Below are 25064 nucleotides of genomic sequence, written 5' to 3'. Positions count from 1 at the left end.
TCCTCTGATGCTTAATGCATCCCTAATCCATAGTATTTAAAGAGCTGCTTAACCTCCTTGCGCTTCACAAAAAGGTTCTGCAGGTCGATGAGTATATCGCCCTTCATTTTTTCCTTCAGCTGGTTTTCGTCCGTCGCCCGGGTGTTTGGCCATTTGGTCAGTACCACCAGCGCGTCGGCGTTCTCAGCCGCCTCGTAGATGTCATCGCAGAAGGTAATGGCGTCTTTTTCCTTAAACAGCCGCCATTTTGCCTGCTGGTAGCCATCGGGATTGTAAATCCGCAGGCTGGCTTCCTTTTCCACAAGGCATCTTATAATATCCAGCGACGGCGCCTCCCGGAGGTCATCGGTGCCGAAATCCGGGGACAGCCCCAGAATACCGATGGTCTTTCCGCCCACGCCATCCATGATGTTTTCAATCTTCGCCACACATTTCTGCTTCTGGCACTCATTGGCTGTGATGGCGCCCTTCAGAACCTCAGCGGTTTCGTCCGCTTCTTCGGCAATGCGCACCATGGCGCGGGCCGTCTTGGGCAGAATGCTGCCGCCGTAGCCCGGCCCCGGGTCCATCAGCTGGGGTGAAATCCGGGAGTCTTTGCCCATGATCCGGGTGGTCATGTCCACGTCGATGTCCAGCTTCTCGCACAGCATGGCCAGCTCGTTGATAAACGCGGTTTTTACCGCGACCAGGCCGCTGATAGCATAGTCGGCCATCTCCACCTCTGCCGGGGAGGCGTCAATGATCTTGTTCATCACAATGCCCGTCTCGCGGTACAGGTTCCGTACCTTTTCACGCGCTTCCTCATTATCCGCCCCGATGGCCACAAACCGGGGGCGCTCAATGTCCTTCAAAAAGCTGCCGGCCTTGGCAAAGGACGGTGAGGACACCACATCAAAATGGATATCCGCCTCACGCTCGTCAAGGGCTTTCTGGATAGTCTCCTCAATGACCACCGACGAGCCGGGGGGCACGCTGGATTTTAAGACTACAATCTTGGGCTCCTCCATCTGGCTGCCGATGCTCTGGGCAATGGCCCGTACAAACCGCAGGCTTGGCATGTGTTCGTCATCCTCAGGCACCTCACAGGTAATAAAAATGACCTCCGCCTCCTTGATAACCTTGCGCAGATGGCCGGTAAACTCCAGATTGCCCGTGGCCTCAGCCTCAGCCACCACCCGTTCCAGTCCGGATTCATAGCCGGGAAGCTCGCCTTCCTTCACGGCATTGACAATTTCTTCATCCATGTCGGTGCAGTAAACCTGATGGCCGCCGCGGGCAAAGGAAGCCGCGTACGCCAGTCCCAGGACACCTGCGCCTATTACACTAATGATCAATTTGCTCTCCTTCAAAAATAAACACCGCCCTTTACAGCAGTATTTAGTGCTTTATAAATGGTATACTTAATATCAAATTATAACATAAACACCGTTAATTTTCCATTAGAAATTCTGATTCCCAGGCATGGAAAAAGCCTCCCAAAATCCTGAAAAGGGTTTTTGGAAGGCCTTATCGTCTTATTTATCGTATTTTTTTTCAATGTCGCCAATCATGTCGATCCGGCGCTGGTGGCGGCCGCCCTCAAACTCGGTGTGCAGCCAGGTCTTGACAATGTTCTTTGCCAGGTCGTCTCCCAGGACGCGCCCGCCCAGCACGAGCACATTGGAGTCGTTGTGGCGTCTTGTCATCTCAGCCATATATTCGTTAGTACAGAGTGAACCGCGGATGCCGGGAACCTTGTTCACCGCGATGGAGATGCCCACGCCGGTACCGCAGATGGCAATCCCCCGGTCGTATTCGCCGCTCGCTACCGCCTCAGCAACCTTCTGCCCGTATATGGGATAATCCACTGATTCCGCTGTTTCTGGCCCCATATCTGTATAGTCAACGCCTTCTTCACGGAGCAATTCCATGACAACCTGTTTCAGGTCAAACCCGCCGTGATCCGATCCAATTGCTAATTTCATTTGAGTTTCCTCCGATTCGTTTTTGTTTATTATATCATACTTTCCCAATTTTAACGATAGTAAACATTAAGAAACTTTGTAAAAGTATTATTCTTAATCAAAATGGCTTTCCTTGACATTTTATCGTCCAGCAAGTATGATTAAGAAAAAGGGGGTAATCCTATGGGCTTGTTACAGGAAAATGATACAAAATTTGAAAATATGACACTGACAGAATTTGATAAGCTGCCAAGAGACCAGCAGGAACGCTATGAATTTGTAGATGGGATGGTCATGATGTCACCCAAAGCCACCTTGATACACCAGATGCTCATCACCAATCTGATCATCGGGCTTGGCCCTTACTTTAAAGGAAAAACCTGCAAGGTTTTTTCCGAGGCTGAGATCAAGCTGAAAAACGATATTTTTATTCCCGATATCAGCATCCTGTGCGACCCTGACCAGTTTTCAGGCGCTCGATACGAGGATACGCCCACCATTATCATCGAGGTGCTCAGCCCAGCCACCAGAAGCTATGACCTTTTTACCAAGCTCAACAAGTACCAGATGGCCGGCGTGAAAGAATACTGGATTGTCGATCCCAAATCCCAAAATATAACGATCCATCACTTTGAGCTCAGTGAGGCCGACATCTACATCCGCGGAGAAGTGCTGACGACACCGCTCTTTAAGGGACTGGAGCTCGCGCTGGACGATGTGTTTGAAACGTGAAATAATTCAGTTGATAGTTGATGAACGCTTTCTTTCAATTTTCCCAAAACCAAAATCAACCCGTATCGCGGCGATACGGGTTGGTTTTGGTTTTATATAAAATGGTACCCTCCGGCCTTATACAGCCGGTTGGCCAGTGCCAGGGTGTCGTTGCCGACTTCGATGTCCTCGGCGTAGATCTTCTCAATGCCCAGGTCGTCAAAAGTGCGGAGTCTGGCGAAAAGATTATGGCTCATTTCATCCGGGTCTTCCCGGCTTCCCAGGGAGATGATGATACCCGAATGGTAATTGCTCATGGTCTCGTCGGTTGCCAGAATGCCGATTTTCATTTCCTCGTGCTTCTTGATATGGCGGTTGATTTTCTCAACCTTCTCGGCGTCTGTGCCCTTCACAATGACCAGATCGCCCTTCGGGGAATAGTGCGTATACTTCATCCCCGGCGATTTGGCCTTTTCCGGGATCACATTTTGGGTGGCGTTGGGCGATACCTGCACCCTGCCAATGACGGCTTCCAACTCTGCCACGGTCACCCCGCCCGGGCGCAGCACAGTCGGCGGTTCGGTGGTGGTGTCCACCACCGTAGATTCCAGCCCGACATCTGTATCCTCAGACACAATGATGGCAGAGACGCGGCCCATCATATCCTCGATCACATGCTCGCTTTTTGTGGGGCTTGGCCGTCCCGAGATATTGGCGCTGGGCGCCGCGATGGGAACCCCGGCGGACTTGATCAGCCCCAGGGCGATAAGGTTGGACGGAAAGCGCACCGCAACGGTATCAAGCCCTGCGGTCACGATCTCCGGCACCTCGCTGCTCTTGTGCATGATCAGTGTCAGTGGCCCGGGCCAGAAGGCATCCATGAGCTTTTCGGCCTTTTCAGGCACCTCTGTCACCAGCTTTTCAAGGTCATTCCGGTCGGCGATGTGCACAATAAGCGGGTTATCCGCCGGGCGTCCCTTGGCTTCAAATATTTTCTTCACGGCGCTTTCATCCAGGGCGTTGGCCCCCAGGCCGTACACCGTCTCTGTGGGAAAAACCACCGTCTCTCCCCTGGCAATCAGTTCGCCGGCCTTGGTCAAATGGACAACCCCGAGCAGGGGGCTGTCCGTTTTAAATAGTTCTGTTTTCATAAAAACACCTTTATCCAGTTGATAGTTGACAATTAATAGTTAATAGTTATTGTACAAATTTTCTTTTCAGAAAATTTGATTTCTAAGCAAAATGCCAAAGGCATTTTGCTTAGAAACTATCCACTACCCACTATCAACTATCCATTATATTCACTCTGCCTCGCTCAGCAGCTGCTGCTTCATATCCCAGAGCGGCTGGGAGAGGTCCACGTGGTATACGTGGGGGTTCACCATACGCTTGAAGGCAGGCCACAGGGTTTGTTTTTCCTGCACGAGCCGGTCGTGAATTTCGCGGATGGTGGGCTTCTCATATACACATTTCCCGTCCACAAACACCGGCACCAGCAGCTTCTTCACGTAATAATCCGTAATGGTGCGCTTTTTCCAGGTGTGCATGGGGTGGAAGATGGTGAGCGGCTGGCTTTCGTCAATGGTTTCAGAATCCAGGGTCATCAGGTCAGCCAGAGCCATGTTATTGCTCTTTCCGTAGATCCGGTAAATTTTCTTATAGCCCGGATTGGTGATCTTCCAGGGATCGTTAGATACCTTGAGCTTGGGCTTGCCATCAATTTCCGCCAGTTTATATACCCCGCCGAGGGCCGGGCAATCATAGGCGGTGATGAGCTTGGTGCCAATGCCCCAGGAATCAATTTTGGCGCCCTGGAGCTTCAGGTCCTTGATCAGGTACTCGTCGAGGTCTGAGGACGCGCAGATGGCCGCATCCTGGAGCCCCGCCTCATCCAGCAGCTTTCGGGCTTCTGCGGTCAGGTAAGCCAGGTCACCGGAATCAATTCGGATACCGTATTTCCCGGTAATACCGCCCTCTGCCAGCGCTTTTTTAAAGACTTTAATAGCATTGGGCACCCCCTGTTCCAGGGTGTTGTAGGTATCGACCAGCAGCGTAGCGTTCTGCGGATTGTATTTGACAAACTTCTCAAAGGCCTCCAGCTCTGTGTCATAGCTGAGGATAAAGCTGTGGGACATGGTTCCCATGGAGGGCCGGTCCAGCATGGCTTCGGTTTCCACCACCGAGGTGCCCACACAGCCGCCGATGACTGCGGCGCGGGCGCCGAAATAGCCCGCCTCGGTGCCGTGGGCACGCCGCAGGCCAAACTCCATGACCGCGCCGCCACGGGCTTCCTCCACAATGCGGGAGGCCTTGGTGGCGATCAGCGTCTGGTGGTTGATGATGCTCAGGATAGTGGTCTCAACCAGCTGAGCCTGTACCAGCGGCGCCTTGACCCGGATAATGGGCTCAAAGGGGAAGAAAATCGTCCCCTCCGGCAGGGCGTAAAGCTCTCCGGTAAATTTAAAATTGCGCAGATAGCTGATAAACTTATCTGAAAATTCCGGGTGGTTCTTTTTGAGAAGCTGTACATCCTCCTCTTCAAAGGCCAGCCCTTCTATATATTCTATGACCTGTTCCAGCCCGGCCGCCACGGTATAGCCGCCGCTAAAGGGGTTGTTTCTGATAAAAACGTCAAAGACAGCCATTTCGTCCTGTTTGCCGTCCTCTACATAAACGTTGCCCATACTCATCTGATACAAGTCGGTCGCGAGCTGGAGTTTCCGTTCAAACTGCATAAGTCTCTCCTTTATCACACATCGGTTTATCCGTTTTTTCGATGGATGCGTGTTTCATTCTCTATTGTAGCACTTTAGCCCGTTCAAATCCAATTCTTTTCAAAATTTTCCACTCCAGGCCTCCCGAAATCCCGAAAAAAAGCCGGCAGCGCCGGCTTCTCTTTTCCTGTTATGATTCTTTATTCTCCGTAGACCGCGTACTGGTTTTTACCCTTGCGTTTGGCCTCATACATGGCCTCGTCCGCGTGGCTGTACAGGCTCTTAAAATCCTTTTCGCCGTTCTCGGCAACCACCACGCCCAGGCTGCAGCTCACATACTGCCCCTCGGTCACAGGAATCTGGCGGAAATCCGCGATCAGCTCCCGGGCGCGCTTCAGTATATCTTCAGAGGTGTTGGTATTTCTCAGAAAAACGGCAAACTCATCACCGCCGATGCGGCCCACTATATCCGAGGTCCTGAACAGGCGCAGCAGGCAGTCCGCAATGTCCCGGAGCACCTGGTCGCCCACACCATGGCCATAGGTATCGTTAATGCCCTTGAAATCATCAATATCCAAAAGGAAAAAGCCATGACAATAGGTTTCGCGCTGCTCATTTTTCAGAATAAAGGTGATCTGTTCCTCGGTGGCCTTTTTGTTGTAAAGATTGGTCAGCGAGTCCCGGCTGGCCTGGTTCATGAGCTGGACTTCACGCTTTTTCCGGGTGTCAATATCCTCGATGAGGCCCATGATCCGGCGCACATTGCCCTGCTGGTCCTTGATACCGGTCAGACGCACACGGCACCAGAAAACAGTGCTGTCCGCGCGTTCCATACGGTATTCCTCCTCACCGTGGCTCAGGCCGCCGCGCACACTCTCCAGAAAACCCGTAAAGGAAAGGGACTCCGGCGCGTCCACAATCGTGCCGTTCTCAATGTCATCGAGCCCTGGCGTATAGCCCAGCTGCTCTTTCCAGCCCTGGGAACAGGCCAGAGTATTGTCCGTCAAATCCCATTCAAAAAACAGAGCATCCATATTTTCAAGCAGCACACGGTAGCGCGCATTATCCATGCGGGACAGCTCCCGATGCTCCCGTTCCTTGCGCTCATTCCTTTGGTGGCTCACCGCGACATAAACACCCACAAGGGCCAGCGCCAGGCCAATCTTGACGCAGAGAACCAGCGCCATCTGGCTGATATAATCCGCCTGGTTCATGATCACGTGGTCCGGTACAATGGTCACCACATACCAGTCGTTGATGGTGGTGGGTACATAGCTGAAACGCCAGGTTTCTTCCCCGTTGCCAAAGGAGGCGTAGCCCTCCTCGCCATTCCGCATCTTTTCCCGTATTGTCTCCTGAGAGTCGCCGTCCATTGACCATTGCTGCACCTCAATGGCGCCATCCTCGGGCAGCAGAATATAGCTGCCGTCTGGCTGCACCACATAAGTCATGCTCTGGCCGCCAAAAACTTCCATGTTTACCACATTGCTGAAGGTTTCCGTCAGATACGAGCCTGAAAGAACGCCAACCACAGCATCATCCTTATAAACCGGCACCGCCACAGCAAAGCCCTCCTTACCCGAATACTCCGAAATCAAAATATTCGAGACAGCGTCCTCGCCGCCAATGGCCTTTTTAAAATACTCGCGGCCGCTCAGATCCTGCTCGGCACCTGTAGATGTATAGGCTATGCCGTTTGCCTGGATAAAGGTCATCCGGTCAAAGGAATAATTGTCACGGCCAAGGCCCAGATTGCGTATGATCATCTCCGGATAGTCAATGGAGCCATCCTCTACCATAATGGCCGCCAGGCTATGTAAAAACTCAAAATCCCGCTTGATCTGCGTTTCCAGCAGCAGAGCGCCCTCCTGGTTCATCTCACGCAGAGTCTGTTCGGCATTTTCATGGACAGATAACCGGACGCGCTTGGTAAAATCAAAAAAGGAGGCCGCAATCAGGAAAACAATCAGAGCGGCAAACAAAATATCCAGGACAATGCGCTTGCCTGTTCGTTTGACTTTTTTCTGATTTCTCATAAAAGCAACCCCCTTTATCTGTCCGATGCCTTCTATAATATCATGTTATATTTTATCACAACTGCTTCTCCTTTACAAACCTTAAACATCTGAAAAATACACAGCTGGTTTGACTTTACGATACCTCCGCAGTCTCCTCCAGCGGCGTTTTTTTCGGGATTTCGGGATGCAATTTTGTGACAACAGAATCTTTTTTACCCAATACCTCATCATATAAAAGCGGATTGATCCCGTAACGCACTGCCCTGGGCCTTCCATCCTTTCCCTTTTCCTTTTTATCGGCTGGCAGCTCTCTCAGGTAGCCCTTCTCAATGAGGCCGCCGATATACGGCCTTTGCTCCTCATTGGTGCGCAGACGGCCGCGGCAGCTCTCACGCAGCACATCATGGGGCACCACAGGCTTTTTGAGCGCACGGCATTTTTCCCACACATATTTCAGATTCTGCACTTCCTCGCTGTCCTCCACCGTTTTGTGCGCCGCCTTGGTGTGCTCCAGAAAATAATCGGTCAGGCGGATCGCTTTTTTCACTGTCTCAGCCGAAATCTCACGCTTTTCCACCGCACCGCTGCCATGCTCCATGAGGTGTAAAATCCCCGCCAGGCGGATGGTCTGGCCGATCACGCGCTTGCTCGCCTTTGGGATACAGGCAAGATCCTCCCCGATACGCTCCTGAATCCCATCATCGTTATAAACCACCAAAAGCTCCGTCGCCGCCTCCGAAAACCGCAGTTCATACAATTCTCCTTCATTGCGCGGGATGGCCATAATATCACGAATCTTATTTTCATAATTGGCCTGGCACAGAGGCTCAATATCCTTAGAATCCCTGAGCAGACGCTTCCCAAAATCCTTTGGAATGGCGTACAGAAAGCGCGCCGTCATTCCCTTTTCAATAAAATCCCTGCGCATAAAGCTGCTGAGCACCGTGGGCTGAATCGAAAAAATTACCGTCAGATAAAGGTTATCCAGATGTATGTGGAGCTTCATACGCCCCTTATCAAGAGATTCATTGCTGTACCCGTGCAGATAAACATCAATATTCAAAGTGCCGTCCTTGCTGTAGCGCCCTGCCATAATATCAATGACGCCCCCCTCTGTCGATACCACCGACATGACACCGCCATTCTCAGCCAACAGGTTTTCCAGTGCCTCCGAGGTCACATTATCCGTTATACACTGCAGCCTTTTCATCGGCTTAAAGGCCGCAAACTCGGCCTGTGCCTTCTGCAGATCCGAATACTCCGCCTTGCCATTCACACACTGTTTTTTTGTCTTTTCCACACGGTCCCTCAAAACATTCTGCCAGTTTGCGTCCATTTCAATCTGCTCTTTATACTTCTTATTGTAATCACGCTGAAAATCCTCCACCGGCTTTTTTAACACATTCATGATCTCCGATTTGCCCGTACCCGATTCCATCACCGTCATGGTATACAGATTGATCCCCTTCTGGTACACTGCCTTTACACCCGGATCCACCTTAAAACGGCCCCCTTCCGCCAGAGAGATCATGGAAAGCAGCGATACCCCCACCGCGTCCACAGGGGCCTGCTTACAGACAGAAACCTGCTCGGCAAATTTCCTTAATTCATCGGGCAGGCAGTCCAGCGGAAAATCCGGCAGCTGATCTTGAACCAGCTCAATGCACTTGAGCGGCGCGTATTGCGCAATTTCATCCTGACGGCGCTTTTCACGCGTTTCTGCCTCCAGTCTCAACGCGTTGGGTGTTTTCTCCCCAATCATGCACCCATTCCCCTGAACCAATAAATTCGTGGTTGTTGACATCATCATTACCCCATGCTTTCTTAAATTTTTGAAAACTACTTGCCAATTCATCTTATTCTTGATATAATCACTATAGTGAATAAAATATTAATTATTCACTATAGTGATTATTCTATTTTATTATCCAAACTCCTTTAAAATAATCAACTTTTTATAAAATTTAAGTATTATTTAAGAAACGAGGCACTAAATGTCTGAAATCAACCTTTCCTATTTTCCAGCCCGCCTCCGGGAGCTCCGGAAATCCCATAAACTTACCCAGGCTCAGATGGCCGCCCGCCTCGGCATCGCCCCGGCCAGCCTCAGCTATTACGAAAGCGGCGAGCGCCTGCCCGACCTGCGCGTCATGGATACCCTCTACAATGAGTTTGACGTCAGCTTCGAGTATATGCTGGGCTATACCCAGTCCCCCCTGCCGCCAGACCCCACTGTTCTGGATTTCCTGGACCTGAGCCCTGCTGCCTGCGATAACATCGTCGAGCATTTTAACAAAACCCATACCGATAATGCCGCCCTCAATATCCTGCTGGAATCCCAGAGCTTTTTTGAGTACACCCGTCTGCTGGCCGACAAAGCCATCCGCCAGCTGCGCAAAGAGGCCCCCGACCCCGATGCCGACGAAAATGAAAAGCTGCTGCACACCCTGATCGAGGAGAGCATTGAAACCAGCTACAGCCAGGAGCTCCGCCGTCTCGAAAAAAGCATGGAAGCCGAAATGATCGAAAAGGGCGCCAGCCACCCTGCCTTCCAGCATATCTCCGAAAATGTGCCCAACCAGCTGGACGACTGCCTTGAGCTTTTGTATAAATACCGTATTTATACAAAGGAAGGCCGCCCTTTCCCACCAGAAGACCAGATGAAGCTGAACAAGCATTTTAAATGGCTAAGGGAAGTGGATGAGGAATTTGGAGAAGAAGAATAAAAAAGACGACCGGCAAAATTTGCCGGTCGTTTTTTGATGTTTGAATATAATAATATGTTATTCCGATTTCGCCTAAACACATACCTTTTGTTAAGCAAGTAAAAACTCCCGAAATCCTGAAAAGTTTGAGAAAAAGGAGTTTTCGGGTTTTCGGGAGGTAGATTCAAAAAAATTTCAACTCACTTTTTCAAAGTGATGGTCTATTATCCATTGTTCCAGTTCCTCGCTATTTTGAAAACTAGTTTTATTAGACAGACTGTCAGATTGATCAAGCATTCCGTTATAGCTATTTGTTTTTGTTGTCTTGTAATACACACCATTTATTTCAACAACATATCCTTTCCACTGCGCATGGTCTTGTGTATTCGTTGTATTAGCATACATGATATAAGTTTTTTCACCATTCACTTCCATGGTCAATGGACGCCAATATAGCGACTCTGGTTTTCCGTTAATCGTTGAATTCCAATCCTCACCAAAAATATTTTTCAGGTCAATGTCGTCCACAGGTTTTAAGCTGTTATTATTTTCTTTGAAAAACTCTTTGATAAAATCTGACTGCTGATTTGATTTAAATAAATCCAATAATTTTTCTGCCAAACTCTTTGATGCATCCAAATTCGGTCGTGATGAATCCTTATCATGATGCACACTACATGGCACTTCTTTCAAACGATAATATCCGTTTTCTAGTTCAAACCTACATTCTGCCAGATTGTACTCACCACCTGCCGGGCAAACACCTTTTGCGACATTATTTTCTACTGTTGCATCACCATAGCTGTTTTGAATTGCCTTTGCTAAAATAGGAATCGCTTCTTCTCTGGTTATTGGCAATTTTTCTGTCGCCTGGGTCTGATAATAACGCAGGCAGTCGCTCCGGGCTGATTCACACAGCTTTTCTTTTGAGTTTCCCACAAAGCCTAGCATGGCGGGGATGGTAAATGCTGCAAGGATAGCGAGGATCACGAGGACGATGATTAGTTCTACGAGGGTGAAGCCGCTAGAATTTTTATATTTTTTCATCTTTCTCAAATTATTTATCATTTATTTTCTATCCAATCCGCATTTGTTTCGATATGTTTTATATTCTTTTCACCATCAGAGTGTACTCCAACTTTTGTCTTAGCATAATAAAACTTACCTGTTGACACATTATATTTTGTTACATATATTTCACTTCCCTCTGGTAAATCATCAATAAAAATTTCTGTCCAATAAATATTATAGTCTTCACCAATTTTTTCAATCCGCCAACTACATGTTGTCTTTGTATCAACGCCTAAAAATTCCAATATTTTTTGTACATCTGGCGCAAAATTCTTACCTGTAGAGTCCAATGTACTCGTGGGATGTGCATTAAAATAGCTTACTATAAAGGAATTCTCACTTTTTATATCATTCTCAAGAGTACGTATCGCAATATGCGTTACCCCAGCCTTGTCGCTTGTATGTCCTTCACAAGAGCATAAAATACGAATTTGAACTTCCGTATCTTCATTTTCTTTGGTGTCTACGAACTGAATAAGATAAATACCTCCACTCGGACAAATACCCTTATAAACTTTTTCTACTTTACTTCCTGTTTCATCTTCTGTATCGGGCACTTGGGTTTTTCCACCATATTTATCAACAACAATTTTATCGACAAGCAAAAAACTACGATACTTTGTCGGCACCTCTACACCTTTGTCCACTACTAAATCCGTATAGGATCGCTTAATATCATTTATTTTCGACCGGCAATCTTTGGCCTTGGCATCATCAACAAAACCCAGAAGTGACGGGATGGTAAAAGCCGCGATAACGGCCAGTACAGTAATCGTGACAATGAGCTCGATCATGGTAAAGCCCTTTTCAGTTTGAAAGTAATTTTTTTTAAAAAACCTCAAACAACGCTTTTTCATTCCACTTTTACCCATGTCCCTTCCTGCGTGCTGGCTTTGTTTGTTATTTCATCATAAACGGGGGTTTTACTGCTAGATACACCATCCTCTTTTCGCCAAACTTTATTGTCTATAGTAATATTATCTGTAATTCTCCCGTTTGTTCTTTTACCCTCTCTATAAGCAAGATAATACCATCCGCTTTCTCCTGGTACATCGCAGTAAATCAATCGGGTTGCCCACTGTTGCCCCTGTGAATTCGAAACATATACAAAGCATGAGACTTTTTTTGTATTGGATTCCGATATAAGATATGCCCGCATTTTCATCGTGCCTTTATAATTTGTCAGATAATTCGTCAAGGTTTGATTATCACTTTTTTTGTCATCTGCTGTCCCCTTATACTCTGTAAGTTCCATTACTTTTTTGTCAACATTATCGATGGTATTTTGATCGAATCCCGGGAAATCCGGCCAGTATGCATAAACAATATCTTTACTCCAGCTTCCCAGATAAGGCTGTCCTTTATAGTAAAATTGTGTAACGTAAGCTGAAATGAAATCATTTGAAGCAAATTGATTATTAATTAAGCCCGTTATCGCTTCACCGTCTTTAAGGGCCTCACCCTTTATGATTCTACTGTAAGTATCCAATATCTGATCTTTCAACGCGAGTGGATCATAGGTGGTGGTGGCTGTTTTTTCTTCGTTGTATGAAATCACCGGGTTCGTATAAATAACATTGCGTTCGCCGCCTGTCACTAAAATGCTCCCGCTATCCCGTGTATTGGCCTTTAAATTAATGGTTTTTAACACCTCGCTGGTGCTATAAACCGGACTGGTGTTTCCCTTGTCCAGTACATTGACTGTTAATTCTAAATGGGTTGTATCCAACACTTTTACCTGATAATCTACCTGATAGCCACTATCATAAAATGCTGAACCAAAAACATTGGTGTAAGCGTAAGTTTTCTTCTTTTCTTCTTCTTTTTCAAACGTTCCAATCATAAGCTGTCCGCTATCGCTTAGCCTAAAAAGCTTATCATACTGAGGATCTTTATCTTTCGTTTTATCTGGATTCATGATCTCCACATGTGTAGCGTAAGTAAGACGTCTCTGTACATATTCAAAAACACTGTCACCAATATATTTTTGGGTATTTTTAACTTCAGTTTGAGCAAAAAGATTGTTTCCAAAATACAAATAATTTCCGGCCACTGCCAGTATAATGGAAAAAATAGCCAGCGTCACGATTAGCTCGATGAGCGTAAAGCCGTTCTGATTCCTTTTTGCCTTTCCTGACAGTTTTAAAATTTTCATTCGATTTTCTTCCTTTCGTACTGGTATATTTCCCAGCTGTTTTGAAGAATACCGCCTTTATCTGCAAGCGTCTCCCCTACCTTTGTCGCATTATTATTATAAGGTTTTCCAGCCTGCTTGTAGCCACTTAAGGGCAAACGGCTCGGAACACCATTATTTTCATTTTTAGAAAAGACTTTTCCTTCATTGTCCGTCAGCCATTCATCGGAATTATTTTTTTTTGAAATTTCGACATCTTGTATCCAATAAATTTTAACATCTGTATTCTTCTCTGTCGTTACTTTTGGCTTTGTTTCAGTATTGCTTGTACCTGTAATGTAAAAGGGAAATGGCACAATCTCGCTACTATTTGCATTTCGATTAGGATTCATAAAATTAACGGAAGCTTCATCCTCCATATAAATAAAAATATCTGGCCCATAATAATATTCCCAAGCTTCAGTGGTATACTCGCCCTTCTCATTTTCAAACCATTTATCCTTTTGTGTTGATGTTACATTTTGAGCCGTAGTATTTTTAAAAAGCTCATAATCCATTCCATAAATATTGAGAGTTGCGCCTTTTTCTAAATAAATAAAAACCGCTCTTTTTTCAAGGTTGCCGTTTCCCACTATATCCCTGCTAATGGTTAATTTACCTGAAAGTGTTTTTTCTGCTTCCAACTTATAGACTGCCACATCCATTGTGTTATCTGCTACATTCTTTTTTGTTTCATCGTTCACGATACTGCTGTTGTTTCCCACATAAATTTTTCTGCTGTTTTTGTCTCCGCTTAACTGTTCATCATCTTTCAACGTAGTCGCCCATTCTTTCGCTGGCCAGATAATACTTTCCGGCTTTCGGTAAGCATCTAAAATAACTGTCTCTGTTGTGTCGTTTACCGTTGCGGTAGAGGTAATAATGGCATGTCCTTTGGACATGGCAGCTTCTACATTCGCTTCTCCCATACCCTCCGTATTTTCCTGAACAGAGCCACCATCCTTTTCGAGAACATTGTCATATTTCACAAAATAATTCTGCCCGCTCACTTTATTTCCATAGACAAGATTCTTATATAAATCATCATAAAAATTTTTACTTTGATTATTGCCGCTAACATATCCATTCAAGCTATTAAAAACCGAATTAGCTGTAGACAGTGCAGTAAAATAGCTCTGATTAAGATTGTCATTTTTTATACTTCGCCGGTTCATGGACAGGGCAACCCAACCAATGGCGATTCCTAAAAGACCAAAAATCAGGCAAATAACCAACACCCACACCAATGCAGATCCCTGCTTGTTATTTATTGCTTTCATGGCTAGTTATTATCCTTAAATAAATTTGTGACATAATCATACACGATCTGATTTTGATCTAAATAGGACATGTTTTTGATATTGCAGACATCAAAATCTTCTTTTTTCATGCTAAAAAGATCTTTCCCCGCCGTACCTAAATCAATCAGATAATATCCTTTTTCAATGCCTGTCGTTGTCCCGACAGTAACATCATTGGCAAAATAAATTAAAATTTTATTTTTATTAGTGTCCTTAACTGTTTTTATATTGGTTAGTATTAGCTTACTATTGTTTTCTTGTATAATATTACCTTTAACATAAAGAAAATCCAAATCCAATTTCAGGTTTTTTTGTATCTCCGGCATTTTTACCTCAATAGAAGTCGTATCTTTTGTAAAATAGAGCTGACGAATCTGATTAGCACCACCTGCATCTGCATCGGTAAATGGCTGTGTTAAAGTGATTACGCCAATATATGTATCTTTTTTCAATTTATCATAATATTTACCTGTTTTGCTGTCGAGCACTGATCCACCATAACCAACATTGGCATTTTGTTCAGCCGGCACTGTAGGCGCTTCCACTGGTTTTGCTTCTTTTTTGGGTATTTCTGATAGTGTTGGCGTAGTTAGAGCGTCCACGCTATTATCTGGCTGAAACAGTTTCATATCCATATCTGCCTTTTCTGTCGAAGTCGCAATATAAAATGTGCCAGGCACTGCGTATTTTTTAAAAAAGGTTAATATCGTCGCCTTACCATTCTCTGGAATCGTCGTAATCTCAGAATTTTTTAATTCTTCAAGATCATCAAGTGCCAAAGCACCCACCGCGTTTAATTTCCCTGTATTCTCCTGGCTGGCGTTTTTTATTTTCTCACTATTCCCCATAACCTTCAGCGCCCCATTAAACCCAGTAATCAAAATCGTAGCCGCAATCGCAAAAATCGCAAAGGCCACGATCACTTCCAGCAGGGTCATGCCTTTATTGTCGAGCTTCCATTGTTTCTTCATCCATCAACGCTCCTTTCCGGGCTTTTGGATGTTCTGCCCGTGGTGCTGGGCCGGTAAATTTTACCGGCTGTCGTCTCATCGCTTCCCAGGACGTAACTTTTCGTTACCGCCCCGGGCTTTTTCATTTCCTTATCACAAAGCACCCTCAGGTGCGCTCTGATCAAAAAATAAAAACAATGCTAAAATGTCCTCCCGAAATCCCGAAAAGTACCTGGCGCAGTATTTTGGGGACTTTGGGAGGTTTATCAAAGGAGAATGGGGTGTGCCCATCCTCAATTAATAGCTTGTTATTCAGCCGTGTTGGCCGCGGCAGCGCCTTTATCGACCATATACACGTTAAAGGTCACACTGACCGTGTTTGTGCCGGCACGCAGGTTGGCAACCTTATTGCTGCTGCCTGAGCTTGATGCGCTGCTGGTTCCCGGGCTCACGTCAAAAGCGGTGATCTGGATATCGGAGCGGCCATTGACGGTGTCTAACAGGTTCTCAAACTGGCCGATATTTCCCTGGATCGTCATGGTGACGGTCCCGATATAGATGCCGCTGATGGTGGGCTCGGCAGTGGTAGTCGTGCTGTTTTCGTCAGTGGTGGTATTGCCCTGCATCTCGGCCAGGTCTTTCATTTCCTGGGCTTCGGTGGTGGTGTCTGAAGATTCATTGGACTCGGCAGCGTCACTGCCGAAGGTAGCCACCGTAGCAATCTCATTGGCCGTAATAGCGAGATCCTGGGCTTTAAAGCCCTCGTCGACCACCAGGTTGGTGATGAGGTTATCCAGCTCATCGTTGGTCATGCGCTTTTCATAGCCTTCTTTTTTGGCCGAAAGATCGGCTGCGGCTGCGTCCTTGATGGTCTTATTGGCTGGCAGGCTGGCAATGGCCATTTCCATTTTCTGCTGCTTAAACTCGGCCTCACTCCGCTCTTCGGACAGGGCCTGATATTTGTTGATCCCCGGAAAAAACACCAGGTACAGGGCAGCCACGATGAGCAGGGCCATGCCTAAAATATAGAGCAGTCCCTTTTCACGTTTGGTAAACTCGTAATTGATGTTCAGCTTGATGTTAGGCTTTTTAAATTCTGGTTTTTTCATTGCTGCACCACCCCCGGTTTCAGATAGGCCACAACGGAGAAGCCGTAGCTGTCCGGCGTTTTGACGGTTTCGGTATTTGGCGTGGTCACCGTCTGGCCGTTTGGCAATGTGCTTGTGGATGAGCCATTGGCCACCGTGGAGGTGCTGCCTTCGCTCAGGCTGTAGCCCTGGTACTCAATACTGCTGAACAGGCCAGAGCGGTTGAGCTCGCTGACATAGGCCGCTGCCGCAAACTCGTTGGGCGCAGAGGCGGTAATACTCACGCCCCCAGTGGTCCAGTCGTAGCTCAGGGCGCCCACGGTAATGTTATTGCCAAGGTTGAGCACCTGGTAAGCTTTATCGCTGTTGACCACCGGATAGGATTCCATGGCCTTGCGGTTAGTATCCAGAATACTGGTCTGGCTCTGGATGATCTTCAGGGCGCTGTCAAGCTGCTGAGCCTCGCTGTATTCGGACACGTTGGTGGGGTCATTGATGTATTTGTTGGCCTTTTTAAGGGCACGGTCCACATTGTAATTCATGATAGTAAAAAACGTGAAGCCAATGACCATGACCGCCACGACCACCAGTGGCGGAATAGCCCATTTGTTCTTGATGGAAAAGGAGCGCTGGGGCTTGAGCGCTGTCTTGTAGCTCGTCAGCAGATTGACGTCGTTCTTTTTCTCAAAGAAAAGAGACGCGGGATAGAAATAGTCGGACAGGAGAAAATCGTCATCAATGTTGAAATTTTCCTGGATATTCCCGGTGTTCTCCACCGCATGGACCGATACCTCTGTATCGTCCACATAGGCCTGCAGCCGCCGGATCTCGTCTCTTGTCAGCCCAGCATAGTAGGCCTTGTCCAGAATGTACTCGGATTTCTGGCTCTTGTTAAACTGTACCAGTGAGGACAGCTTGGAGGCCATCTCGATGGTAAAAGCCTCGGTACCGCGCTCTGCCATGATTCTGGCCTGGCTGGAGAATGTATACACACCATTTTCGAAAAGGGCGTACATAAGGTTGTTGCCGTCCAGCATGTTGATGGCAAAGGTCTGGCCGTCGTATTCGTTTGTGGCCTCCACATAATTAATGGTGGCGTTCAGGGCAGTGTCGATGCGTCTGAGCTTGATGCCTGCCGTCTCAAAAAGGCGGATGTAGCTTTCCAGCACCTCACGCTCCACGGCACAGCAGAGCATGTTGGTGCCCTGTTTTCCGCGGATACCGCTGTAGTCAATGATCAGATTCTCAAAATTAGTGGCGTCCTCAAACTCGTGGTGGGACAGCTCGGTGAGCTCCTTTGGCGTCATCTTGGGCACAGCCACATTTTTGTTGACGATCAGGCTGGAATTGATGACCAGATTAGTGTTGTGAAAATCAATATCGCCTGCCTCATCGGCCTGGTCGATGGCGTCAAGAAGCATATCCTCGTTGGTGATGACCCCGTTGATCATGGCGCCCGGTCCCATCTCCACGGTCAGGTGCTTTGAAATGGTCAGCTTGCCGCCGCGCACATCCCCCTGGAGTATCTGGATGGCGTCGCTGCCTAAATAGATGGTTGTCTGCATACTCTCTTATTATCCCCCTAACCGATGCTCTGATAAAGTGTGACGATCGGTACCATAACGGACAGCATTACCGTCCCAACGATCACAGCCATGATAATAATCATTACCGGCTCGATGATCGTAACCATTCGCTGTATAGCCATTTCTGAGTCATAATCGTAGGAATCCGCAATGGAATCCAGCATGGTGTCAAGATTCCCGGTTTCCTCACCGATAAAGATGGTGGATACCAGCTTCTTATCCATACCGTCAATGCTGCCAATGGCCTCGGACAGAGTGCTCCCGCTGCGCACCATCTGGGTGGCCGGGCCAAACTGTCCCTCGATATACTTATTGCCCACAATGCTCGCGCTGATGTCCATGGCGTTGATCATGGAAAGACCGCTGGAATACAGCGAACTCAGCGTCCTGGCAAAACGCGCGGTGTATATAATTTTAATAAGCTTGCCTGCCCAGGGCAGATGGACCTTCATCCTGTCAAAGCGCAGCCTGAAGGACGGTGTCCCGAGAAGCGCCCGGAAAGCCACAATACACAAGGCCACCGCAATGAGCAGCCAGTACCAGTTGGTGGTCATGAAGTTGGAAATCCCGATCACCATGACCGTAATCGCTGGCAGTGCTGCGTCCATCCCCTCAAACAAATCAAAGAACTGGGGCAGGATAAAAGTAAACAGCCCGATCACCACCACGACCGTTGCCACTAAGAGCAGGATCGGGTAGATCATGGCGTTTCTTATTTTGGTGTGGAGGCGGTGCTCCTTCTCATAGTACAGCGCCATCTTGTGCGCTGTCTCGGCCATCTGGCCGCTGGACTCGCCCGCCCGGAACATGTTGATGATGAGCTGCGGAAAGGAGCCGCGGCTGTTTTCCATGGCCTCCGACAGGGTGATCCCCTGCTGTACCTCACGGTAAAGGGCTTTGTACACCTTCGCCACATTGGGCTTGATGTTACGCTCCATCATAATGGAAAGCGCGCGGATGACCGTAATCCCCGAGGCCAGCATGTTCTCAATCTCCCTCGAGAAATCCGAAAGCTCCATGTTTTTCATCTTGTAGGCTTTCTTCTCAGCGTCCACTTCACGGCACTCCAGCAGAAATTCATCCTTTTCCCGCAGAGCCTTACGCAGCGTGCTCTCGTCAATGGCGTCCGCCATTCCATTTACTATTTTTGAGTTCATGTTTTTTGCTTTATACTTAAACTTTGGCAAAGTCTCATCGCTCCTTCCAGCCGCTTCATAAGGTTGAAGTCCAGGGTGTCTGCCCTCTCATTAAAGTCCAAAAAAATCCAAATACCAAAAGATGATCTGCATTCCCCACAGCATGGATACCAAAATCCCCGCCGAGAGGTATGGGCCAAAGGCCATATGCTTTTCCCCACTCTTGCGGATAAGCTTGATGACGCCTACAATGCCGCCCAGCACCAGGCCGATAAAGGTCGCCAGCAGGGTACAGGGCCAGCCGAGGAGAAATCCTGCGACTGCCATGAGCTTGACATCCCCGCCGCCAAAGCCGCCGGGAATAACCAGGGATAATACCAGCATGGGCACCGATATGACAAACACACCAATTACCCGGGAAATAAGGCCGGGTTCCAGAAACACAAAATAGCTGGCCGCCGCAGGTATTATCAAGGCGATCACCAGGCCATTGGGGATGGTCATGGTGTCAAAATCTATAAGGGTAACTGCCAGTAAAATGGCCGCTACCGCAAACCCAACCACCGCCTGAAGGCCAAAATCATAATGCCAGGCCATGAGCAGGGCCAGCAGCCCACCGCACAGCTCGGTAAAGAAATACCGCGGCGCGATCTTCGCCCCGCATTTCCGGCATTTTCCCCGCAGCCACAGATAGCTGAGCAGCGGGATATTATCATAAAACGCGATGGGCTTGCCGCAGTTCGGGCAAAAAGACCGGCCCTTGGCGATTGAAATGCCAATGGGCACCCGGTAGACCACCACGTTTAAAAAACTGCCAATCATACAGCCAAAGATAAAGACAAAGGCATACAGCACAAAATATATCAAAGATAAAGAATCATACAAAGCGAAACCTCCAGGACTTATGTGTGAATTCATACATTTTACTTTTGATCATCCTTGGAATAAACAGTTCTCACCTTTCCATCGACAATCACATTTTTTCCTGGTTCAATTATAACATTGATGTTATTTTTAATCATCTCAATTTTATCAATGGTGCCGTCACGGTTGTCGTCCACAATGGTCAGCTTTGTAACCCCCTCATAGACGTTATCCGGCCCCACCAGATCCCGCAGATCATTGGCATCCGGAATGCGGTAAGGGTTTTCCGCTGTCTCGGCGGATTTAAACTCCGTCGCCCGTATCTGGGCCGCCAGATAGATGGTCCTCGCCTCAGCCACCACCGCATCCTTTTTGGCGTCGTCAATAAAGTGGAGGTACCCCGGAATGATGATCACTGCCAGCAGGGCAATGACGACAGTGACAGCGATGAGTTCCATCATGGTGAAGCCGGAGGGGGATTTGATGAGAATTTTAAGTTTGCGGCAAAGGGTCATAGAGGCACCTCTTTTTTTTCAATGGAGAATTGATTAACTTTTCGGGTTTTTGGGATACAAATTTTAAGCTTTTTCTATTTTTGTGACTTCGGCGGAGCCGCCGGGGGTAATCGTCGTAATATAATTTCCAGTGTAATCTTTATATTGTATCTTTACCACCTTTGTTTCCTCCTCTGTTCCTTTTTCCCCCATAAAAACATATAATCTTATCTTCTTACCTATAATTATATCATCCATCATATTCTGCTGATTAGGCATTGAAAAAAAGGAGGTTCCCCATTCAAATTCTTCTTTGTTTTTTAAATCACTATCCAAAAACTTCATTATATTTTCAGTAATTTCAATGAAATTACCATCTTCTACTTTAGCATGATTTTTAAAAAATTCTGTTATTCCAGCTTGTGTAGCAACATATACCTCCCTTGCTTCAGCAAGGGCCGCTTTTTCTTTAGCATTCTCCACAAACCCCAGCATAGCGGGAATGGTAAAGGCTGCTAAGATGGCCAAAATTACGAGCACCACGATCAGTTCAACCAGCGTAAAGCCCTGTTCAGACCTTGCGCTGGCTTTCAGACGCTGTTTAAGATTAATCATTTTGTTTTCCTCTATCCTCAAAACGGATCCCGGACAGGCTTTCTGCAGAGAAAGCCTGTCCCGAAATCCCGAAAACACAATGGCCTCTCTGCTAAAAAGCAATAAAATCCTGTTTTTAAGGCAGAAAAGCATTTAAACCAATTTTAAATGAGTTGATAGTTGATAATAGACAGTGAATCATTCATGTACCAAATCACACAGCGATTTTGATCTAAATCAAATTTGCGCGGCAAATGTTCCAAAACTATCCACTATCCACTATCAACTGTCAACTATAGTTTTGTTTTTTCTTTGGGCAATAAAAAAAGCGCCTGGAAAAATGGGGAAAAAGGCCGGCTGCGGCGCTGCAGACTCGGCCTATGCATTATGCTTTATAACTCTACATCTTTAATTTATTACTTATTATCTACAACATCAGCACTGTTACCAGAAGTAGTTTTATCAATTTTAACTAAGTACTTGGCAGCTGCATCCGTGTAACGCACTCCAGAAACTTGTCCAGCTGTTGTTACCCATACTTTGGAAGTGTTGCCATTATCAATCTTCGCATCAAAACCCTCAGGTTTGCTATCACTTACAGTAACCGTTATATTTCCATTTTCAGGAATATCATTATTGATCAACTCTTCTGCTTTAGTTTCCACAGCTCCTGCATCTTCTGTTGCTACTTTTCCTGTAGATGATTTGGCTGTGATCTCTGATGCAGCGGATTGAGACGCCACATAAACCTCACGTCCTTCAGCCAAAGAAGCTTTCTTCTTCGCATCATTCACAAACCCCAACATCGCCGGAATCGTGAACGCTGCTAAAATCGCCAAAATAACCAATACTACAATCAATTCTACCAAAGTAAAACCCTTCTGGTTTTTCTTCAGCTTATTAATCATCTGAATCATTTACATCTCTCCTTTTATGTTCTCTTGTTTACCTTTAAATATAAACCTTTATTTTAACCGTCCGCGCCATGACGATTATAAACAGAGTGATTGACTGCCCCAGCGTACCTTTTTGTTAAAGGCTACTCAAAAAATAAAAATAGCCGGAAACCATACAGGGGTTTTCGGCCATCTACCGTTTTTGGCATCTGGCTGTCATATCAGGCTGGAGCTCCCGACGTAGACCCTGTAGTTTTGCGCCACGGGCTTTCGCACCGCTTTGCCTTTTGAACAATTCTATTCTACAACTGATTCTGGCATTTGTCAAGAACTATAAAAACCAGTTACTTTTAAATATTCTAAAAGTATCCTGTTATTCATCATTAATACATGTATGCACACTTTCAAAACCATACAAATTTGCTTTTTTCGCTTCTCTTATAGCTATAAGTTATTATAAATGCCATTTCATTTACCACCAGCATTAAAGCGATGGTAAAAACAGCACTATTTGGGTAAAATACTAAATCTTTTTCAAATTATTTTCAATTTTTATTTCCTTAAATCATATTCAAATTTGATTGAATTTCACCACTCAAACGCACTGCGATTCCACAGAATATCCAGAAGACCGGAGCCACGCTTACCACGGAAATATTAAAGCAGGCGGCGGCCATGTAGGCGGCGATGCTGCAGACAAGGGGCACAAGCAGGGGCGAATAACGCCAGTTTTTGAAGCCCTGATACAATGTCGCGCTTTCAAAGGCCAGGTAGCTGAGAACCGCGGGGACGCCGCTGCTCACAGCAATGTGCAGGTATTCGTTGTGGGCCCGGTCGATGACCAGATGGTGACCCGTTACCTGTACAATATCGTTTTCAAAATACTGGCCCATGACCTGCCCCAGGGTTTCAATGCCAAAACCGGTCAGCGGGCGCATTCGGATGAGTTCCAGAGTTTTTGACCAGATAAAAAGCCGGTAGGAGCCGCCCTTTTCCCAGTCATCGCCTTTGAGCATTCTGGACAGATCTGCAAAAACGCTGAAAAATCGCGCGCCAAAGCCGCTGTTCACCAACAGAAAAACAAGGGTTAAAAAGGCAAACACACCGCTCACCACTGCGAAACGGCGCCGATTCTCCTGCTCTCTCAGCAAAAACACCCCCAACAGGGCAAACCCCAGAAAGCTGCCGATCCACGCCCCCCTTGTATTGGTGCACAACAGGCAGAAATATACTAGTCCGCAGGGCAGCAGATAAGCCTTCGATCCTCTGATAAAAGCATAGACAAGAATTGGCAGCGCCAGTGTCAGAAAAGAGCCCAGAAAATTCGGGTTGCCAATGGTGGCGTAGGAGGCGCCTGGCCCGCCGTACATCAGAGGGTCCTGTGGCTGAAAGTCCAAACCAAATTTCTGAAAGATGCCATAAACCGCCACGCAGGATACCCCCGCTGCGTAAAGGCGTACATGCCAGGGCTTAAAGGTATAGAAAAAAGCGCCCAACATCATTAAAAGACCATAAAACAAAATGGCGGAGTAGCTCTCCAGCCGGAAGGACCGCCCCTTGAGCGACAGCATCACATCTGTCGAAAAGGGCAGGGTAACGGTAATACACAAAAGGTACAAAAGCACCAGCTTCACGGGCAAAGGAATTTTCGGCTTCCCGGTAAAATACTCGGTAATGGGTCGCACATACAAGAGCAGCAGCCCAAACACCAGCACCTCGATAGTCATCAGCTTGGGCATATACAGGGTATCCCCAAAGGGCGGCACAATGATCAGCGGCACTGCTCCGGCAATGATGGCCAGCACTGCGGAGACGGTCGTTTTAAGTTCGAGTTTTCGCATCATTTTCCTCAATATCAGTATTTTTTCTTAAGTTGTAGCATATTTTTCCCATAAACACATCCTGAATCGTACACTTGGTCCATCGTCATTCTTTTCTCATAATAACAAGATTACCGGCGACTAACTTAAATGGGGCTGTCTTACTAAACAGAGGCAGACTGACCCCGTTTTAAGTCAATGGATTGTACAAAAAAAGCTGTCCGCGGATTAAAGAACACCCGGTTCGAGATTAAAATGCACACCGCAGGTGTCGCATTTTACCAAGAGAGGGTGTTTTTAATCCACGGACAGCGGCAAGGCACATCAAGCTTTCACAATCCTTTGACGCTTTTTCTGCTTAACTTAGTGCGGCCGCCCCTTTTTCGGGATTTCGGGATGTGTTTTTACAGCAGATCACTGTGTGAGCCTGTCCGTGTCAAGGTGAGCACTAAAATGTCTGCCTCTACCTTATAAATCAAAAGCCAATCGGGTGTAACATGACATTCACGATGGTTTACCCAATTTTCTGTCAAGGAATGGTCCCTGTTCTTTTCGGGGAGTTTTTCACCTTTTACCAGTTTATTAATCACTTCGTCCAGCAACTTATGTGCATATGTTTTAAATCCTTTTTAAAACGGCTGGTCACCTTAATGCTATACATCAATCTCAAGCTCCTTCAGCACCTCCGCGAAACTCGCGTATTTTTTTGCCTCAGGATCTTTTGCAATGCGCTCAGCTTCCTGCAAAGCGGCTATTGTCTCTCCGTTATATACCTCTGTTGTCGGTTTAAAGGGAATCCCGCCTTCTCGAACGGCCTGTCTGACAAACATATTAACCGCAGTGCTCATGTTCAGCCCTAATTCTTCAAACAAAACTTCTGCCTTTTTTTAAGTTCTTCATTCATCCGGACGTTGATATTTACATTATTCGACATGGCGCTTCCTCCAATCTGTTTTTGTAAATAAATTATAGCATATTATGCGCACATTGTAAGCACAAC

At 46.8% G+C, this 25064-nt stretch carries 22 protein-coding genes, 1 pseudogene and 1 riboswitch; of the genes and pseudogenes, 2 read left to right on the top strand and 21 right to left on the bottom strand.

What is annotated here, in order from left to right:
* Nucleotides 1–11: 11 nt before the first annotated feature.
* Both B2M23_RS05935 and rpiB read right to left on the bottom strand, forming a co-directional pair.
* On the bottom strand, nt 12–1334 hold the full coding sequence (locus B2M23_RS05935) for a UDP-glucose dehydrogenase family protein (RefSeq protein ID WP_038352496.1): 1323 nt from the start codon (nt 1332–1334) through the stop codon (nt 12–14).
* A gap of 180 nt (nt 1335–1514) precedes the next feature.
* On the bottom strand, nt 1515–1964 hold the full coding sequence (rpiB, locus tag B2M23_RS05930) for a ribose 5-phosphate isomerase B (RefSeq protein ID WP_038352495.1): 450 nt from the start codon (nt 1962–1964) through the stop codon (nt 1515–1517).
* A gap of 162 nt (nt 1965–2126) precedes the next feature.
* On the opposite strand from rpiB, the gene B2M23_RS05925 reads away from it, so the two are divergent.
* A complete protein-coding gene (locus B2M23_RS05925) occupies nt 2127–2675 on the top strand; it encodes a Uma2 family endonuclease (protein ID WP_052237267.1) in 549 nt (182 codons plus the stop codon).
* Nucleotides 2676–2767: 92 nt separating this feature from the next.
* On the opposite strand, the gene B2M23_RS05920 is transcribed toward B2M23_RS05925, so the two are convergent.
* From B2M23_RS05920 to B2M23_RS05905, 4 genes are all read right to left on the bottom strand, one after another.
* Nucleotides 2768–3805: an L-threonylcarbamoyladenylate synthase gene (locus B2M23_RS05920; RefSeq protein WP_038352494.1), complete on the bottom strand. Its 1038-nt coding sequence runs from the start codon at nt 3803–3805 to the stop codon at nt 2768–2770.
* Between the two features lie 150 nt (nt 3806–3955).
* Nucleotides 3956–5389: a nicotinate phosphoribosyltransferase gene (locus tag B2M23_RS05915; protein ID WP_038352493.1), complete on the bottom strand. Its 1434-nt coding sequence runs from the start codon at nt 5387–5389 to the stop codon at nt 3956–3958.
* A gap of 179 nt (nt 5390–5568) precedes the next feature.
* Nucleotides 5569–7404, bottom strand: coding sequence for a sensor domain-containing diguanylate cyclase (locus B2M23_RS05910; protein WP_052237266.1), 1836 nt, complete (start codon nt 7402–7404; stop codon nt 5569–5571).
* Nucleotides 7405–7519: 115 nt separating this feature from the next.
* Nucleotides 7520–9148: a YfjI family protein gene (locus tag B2M23_RS05905; RefSeq protein WP_038352492.1), complete on the bottom strand. Its 1629-nt coding sequence runs from the start codon at nt 9146–9148 to the stop codon at nt 7520–7522.
* Nucleotides 9149–9380: 232 nt separating this feature from the next.
* Between B2M23_RS05905 and B2M23_RS05900 the strand changes: the two genes are divergently transcribed.
* Nucleotides 9381–10112 carry a helix-turn-helix domain-containing protein gene (locus tag B2M23_RS05900; protein WP_052237265.1) on the top strand — a complete coding sequence of 244 codons (732 nt, stop codon included), beginning with the start codon at nt 9381–9383 and terminating at the stop codon, nt 10110–10112.
* 174 nt (nt 10113–10286) lie between these two features.
* Here the strand turns inward: B2M23_RS05900 and B2M23_RS05895 are convergent, their stop codons facing one another.
* The 15 genes and pseudogenes from B2M23_RS05895 to B2M23_RS05825 form a co-directional block, all read right to left on the bottom strand.
* A complete protein-coding gene (locus B2M23_RS05895; RefSeq protein ID WP_038352491.1) occupies nt 10287–11159 on the bottom strand; it encodes a type IV pilin protein in 873 nt (290 codons plus the stop codon).
* Nucleotides 11156–12034 (bottom strand): type II secretion system protein, encoded by an 879-nt coding sequence (locus tag B2M23_RS05890; protein ID WP_038352490.1) that lies wholly within the window; start codon nt 12032–12034, stop codon nt 11156–11158. The genes B2M23_RS05895 and B2M23_RS05890 overlap by 4 nt, the downstream gene beginning before the upstream one ends.
* Entirely contained in the window at nt 12016–13317 is a 1302-nt protein-coding gene (locus B2M23_RS05885) for a type II secretion system protein (protein ID WP_038352489.1), read from the bottom strand. The genes B2M23_RS05890 and B2M23_RS05885 overlap by 19 nt, the downstream gene beginning before the upstream one ends.
* A complete protein-coding gene (locus tag B2M23_RS05880) occupies nt 13314–14615 on the bottom strand; it encodes a hypothetical protein (protein ID WP_013382384.1) in 1302 nt (433 codons plus the stop codon). Before B2M23_RS05880 ends, B2M23_RS05885 begins: the two co-directional genes overlap by 4 nt.
* A gap of 2 nt (nt 14616–14617) precedes the next feature.
* Entirely contained in the window at nt 14618–15607 is a 990-nt protein-coding gene (locus B2M23_RS05875; protein ID WP_038352488.1) for a prepilin-type N-terminal cleavage/methylation domain-containing protein, read from the bottom strand.
* Nucleotides 15608–15894: 287 nt separating this feature from the next.
* Nucleotides 15895–16695 carry a hypothetical protein gene (locus tag B2M23_RS05870; RefSeq protein ID WP_038352487.1) on the bottom strand — a complete coding sequence of 267 codons (801 nt, stop codon included), beginning with the start codon at nt 16693–16695 and terminating at the stop codon, nt 15895–15897.
* Nucleotides 16692–18239: a type IV pilus biogenesis protein PilM gene (gene pilM / locus B2M23_RS05865; protein WP_038352486.1), complete on the bottom strand. Its 1548-nt coding sequence runs from the start codon at nt 18237–18239 to the stop codon at nt 16692–16694. The genes B2M23_RS05870 and pilM overlap by 4 nt, the downstream gene beginning before the upstream one ends.
* Before the next feature lie 17 nt (nt 18240–18256).
* Nucleotides 18257–19447, bottom strand: a complete 1191-nt coding sequence (locus B2M23_RS05860) for a type II secretion system F family protein (protein WP_110060311.1) — start codon at nt 19445–19447, stop codon at nt 18257–18259.
* A 60-nt stretch (nt 19448–19507) separates the two neighbouring features.
* Nucleotides 19508–20281, bottom strand: a complete 774-nt coding sequence (locus B2M23_RS05855) for a prepilin peptidase (RefSeq protein ID WP_038352485.1) — start codon at nt 20279–20281, stop codon at nt 19508–19510.
* 38 nt (nt 20282–20319) lie between these two features.
* Complete coding sequence (locus B2M23_RS05850) at nt 20320–20775, bottom strand: type IV pilin protein (RefSeq protein ID WP_052237264.1); 456 nt, start codon at nt 20773–20775, stop codon at nt 20320–20322.
* Nucleotides 20776–20838: 63 nt separating this feature from the next.
* Nucleotides 20839–21369, bottom strand: a complete 531-nt coding sequence (locus B2M23_RS05845; RefSeq protein ID WP_052237263.1) for a pilus assembly FimT family protein — start codon at nt 21367–21369, stop codon at nt 20839–20841.
* Nucleotides 21370–21764: 395 nt separating this feature from the next.
* Complete coding sequence (locus B2M23_RS05840; protein WP_052237262.1) at nt 21765–22265, bottom strand: pilin; 501 nt, start codon at nt 22263–22265, stop codon at nt 21765–21767.
* A gap of 180 nt (nt 22266–22445) precedes the next feature.
* Nucleotides 22446–22539, bottom strand: a riboswitch (cyclic di-GMP riboswitch).
* Nucleotides 22540–22804: 265 nt separating this feature from the next.
* Nucleotides 22805–24085, bottom strand: coding sequence for an O-antigen ligase family protein (locus B2M23_RS05835; protein WP_038352484.1), 1281 nt, complete (start codon nt 24083–24085; stop codon nt 22805–22807).
* 383 nt (nt 24086–24468) lie between these two features.
* Nucleotides 24469–24725, bottom strand: a pseudogene (locus B2M23_RS05830) (type II toxin-antitoxin system YafQ family toxin).
* On the bottom strand, nt 24718–24936 hold the full coding sequence (locus B2M23_RS05825) for a type II toxin-antitoxin system RelB/DinJ family antitoxin (RefSeq protein WP_406566577.1): 219 nt from the start codon (nt 24934–24936) through the stop codon (nt 24718–24720). Before B2M23_RS05825 ends, B2M23_RS05830 begins: the two are co-directional and overlap by 8 nt.
* Nucleotides 24937–25064: the final 128 nt, after the last annotated feature.

Origin of the sequence: Eubacterium limosum (genome assembly GCF_000807675.2) — a bacterium.
Taxonomy (GTDB): Bacteria; Bacillota; Clostridia; order Eubacteriales; family Eubacteriaceae; genus Eubacterium; species Eubacterium limosum.
Note: the sequence above shows the minus strand (reverse complement) of the source record. Positions and strands in the feature narration are given on the sequence as shown.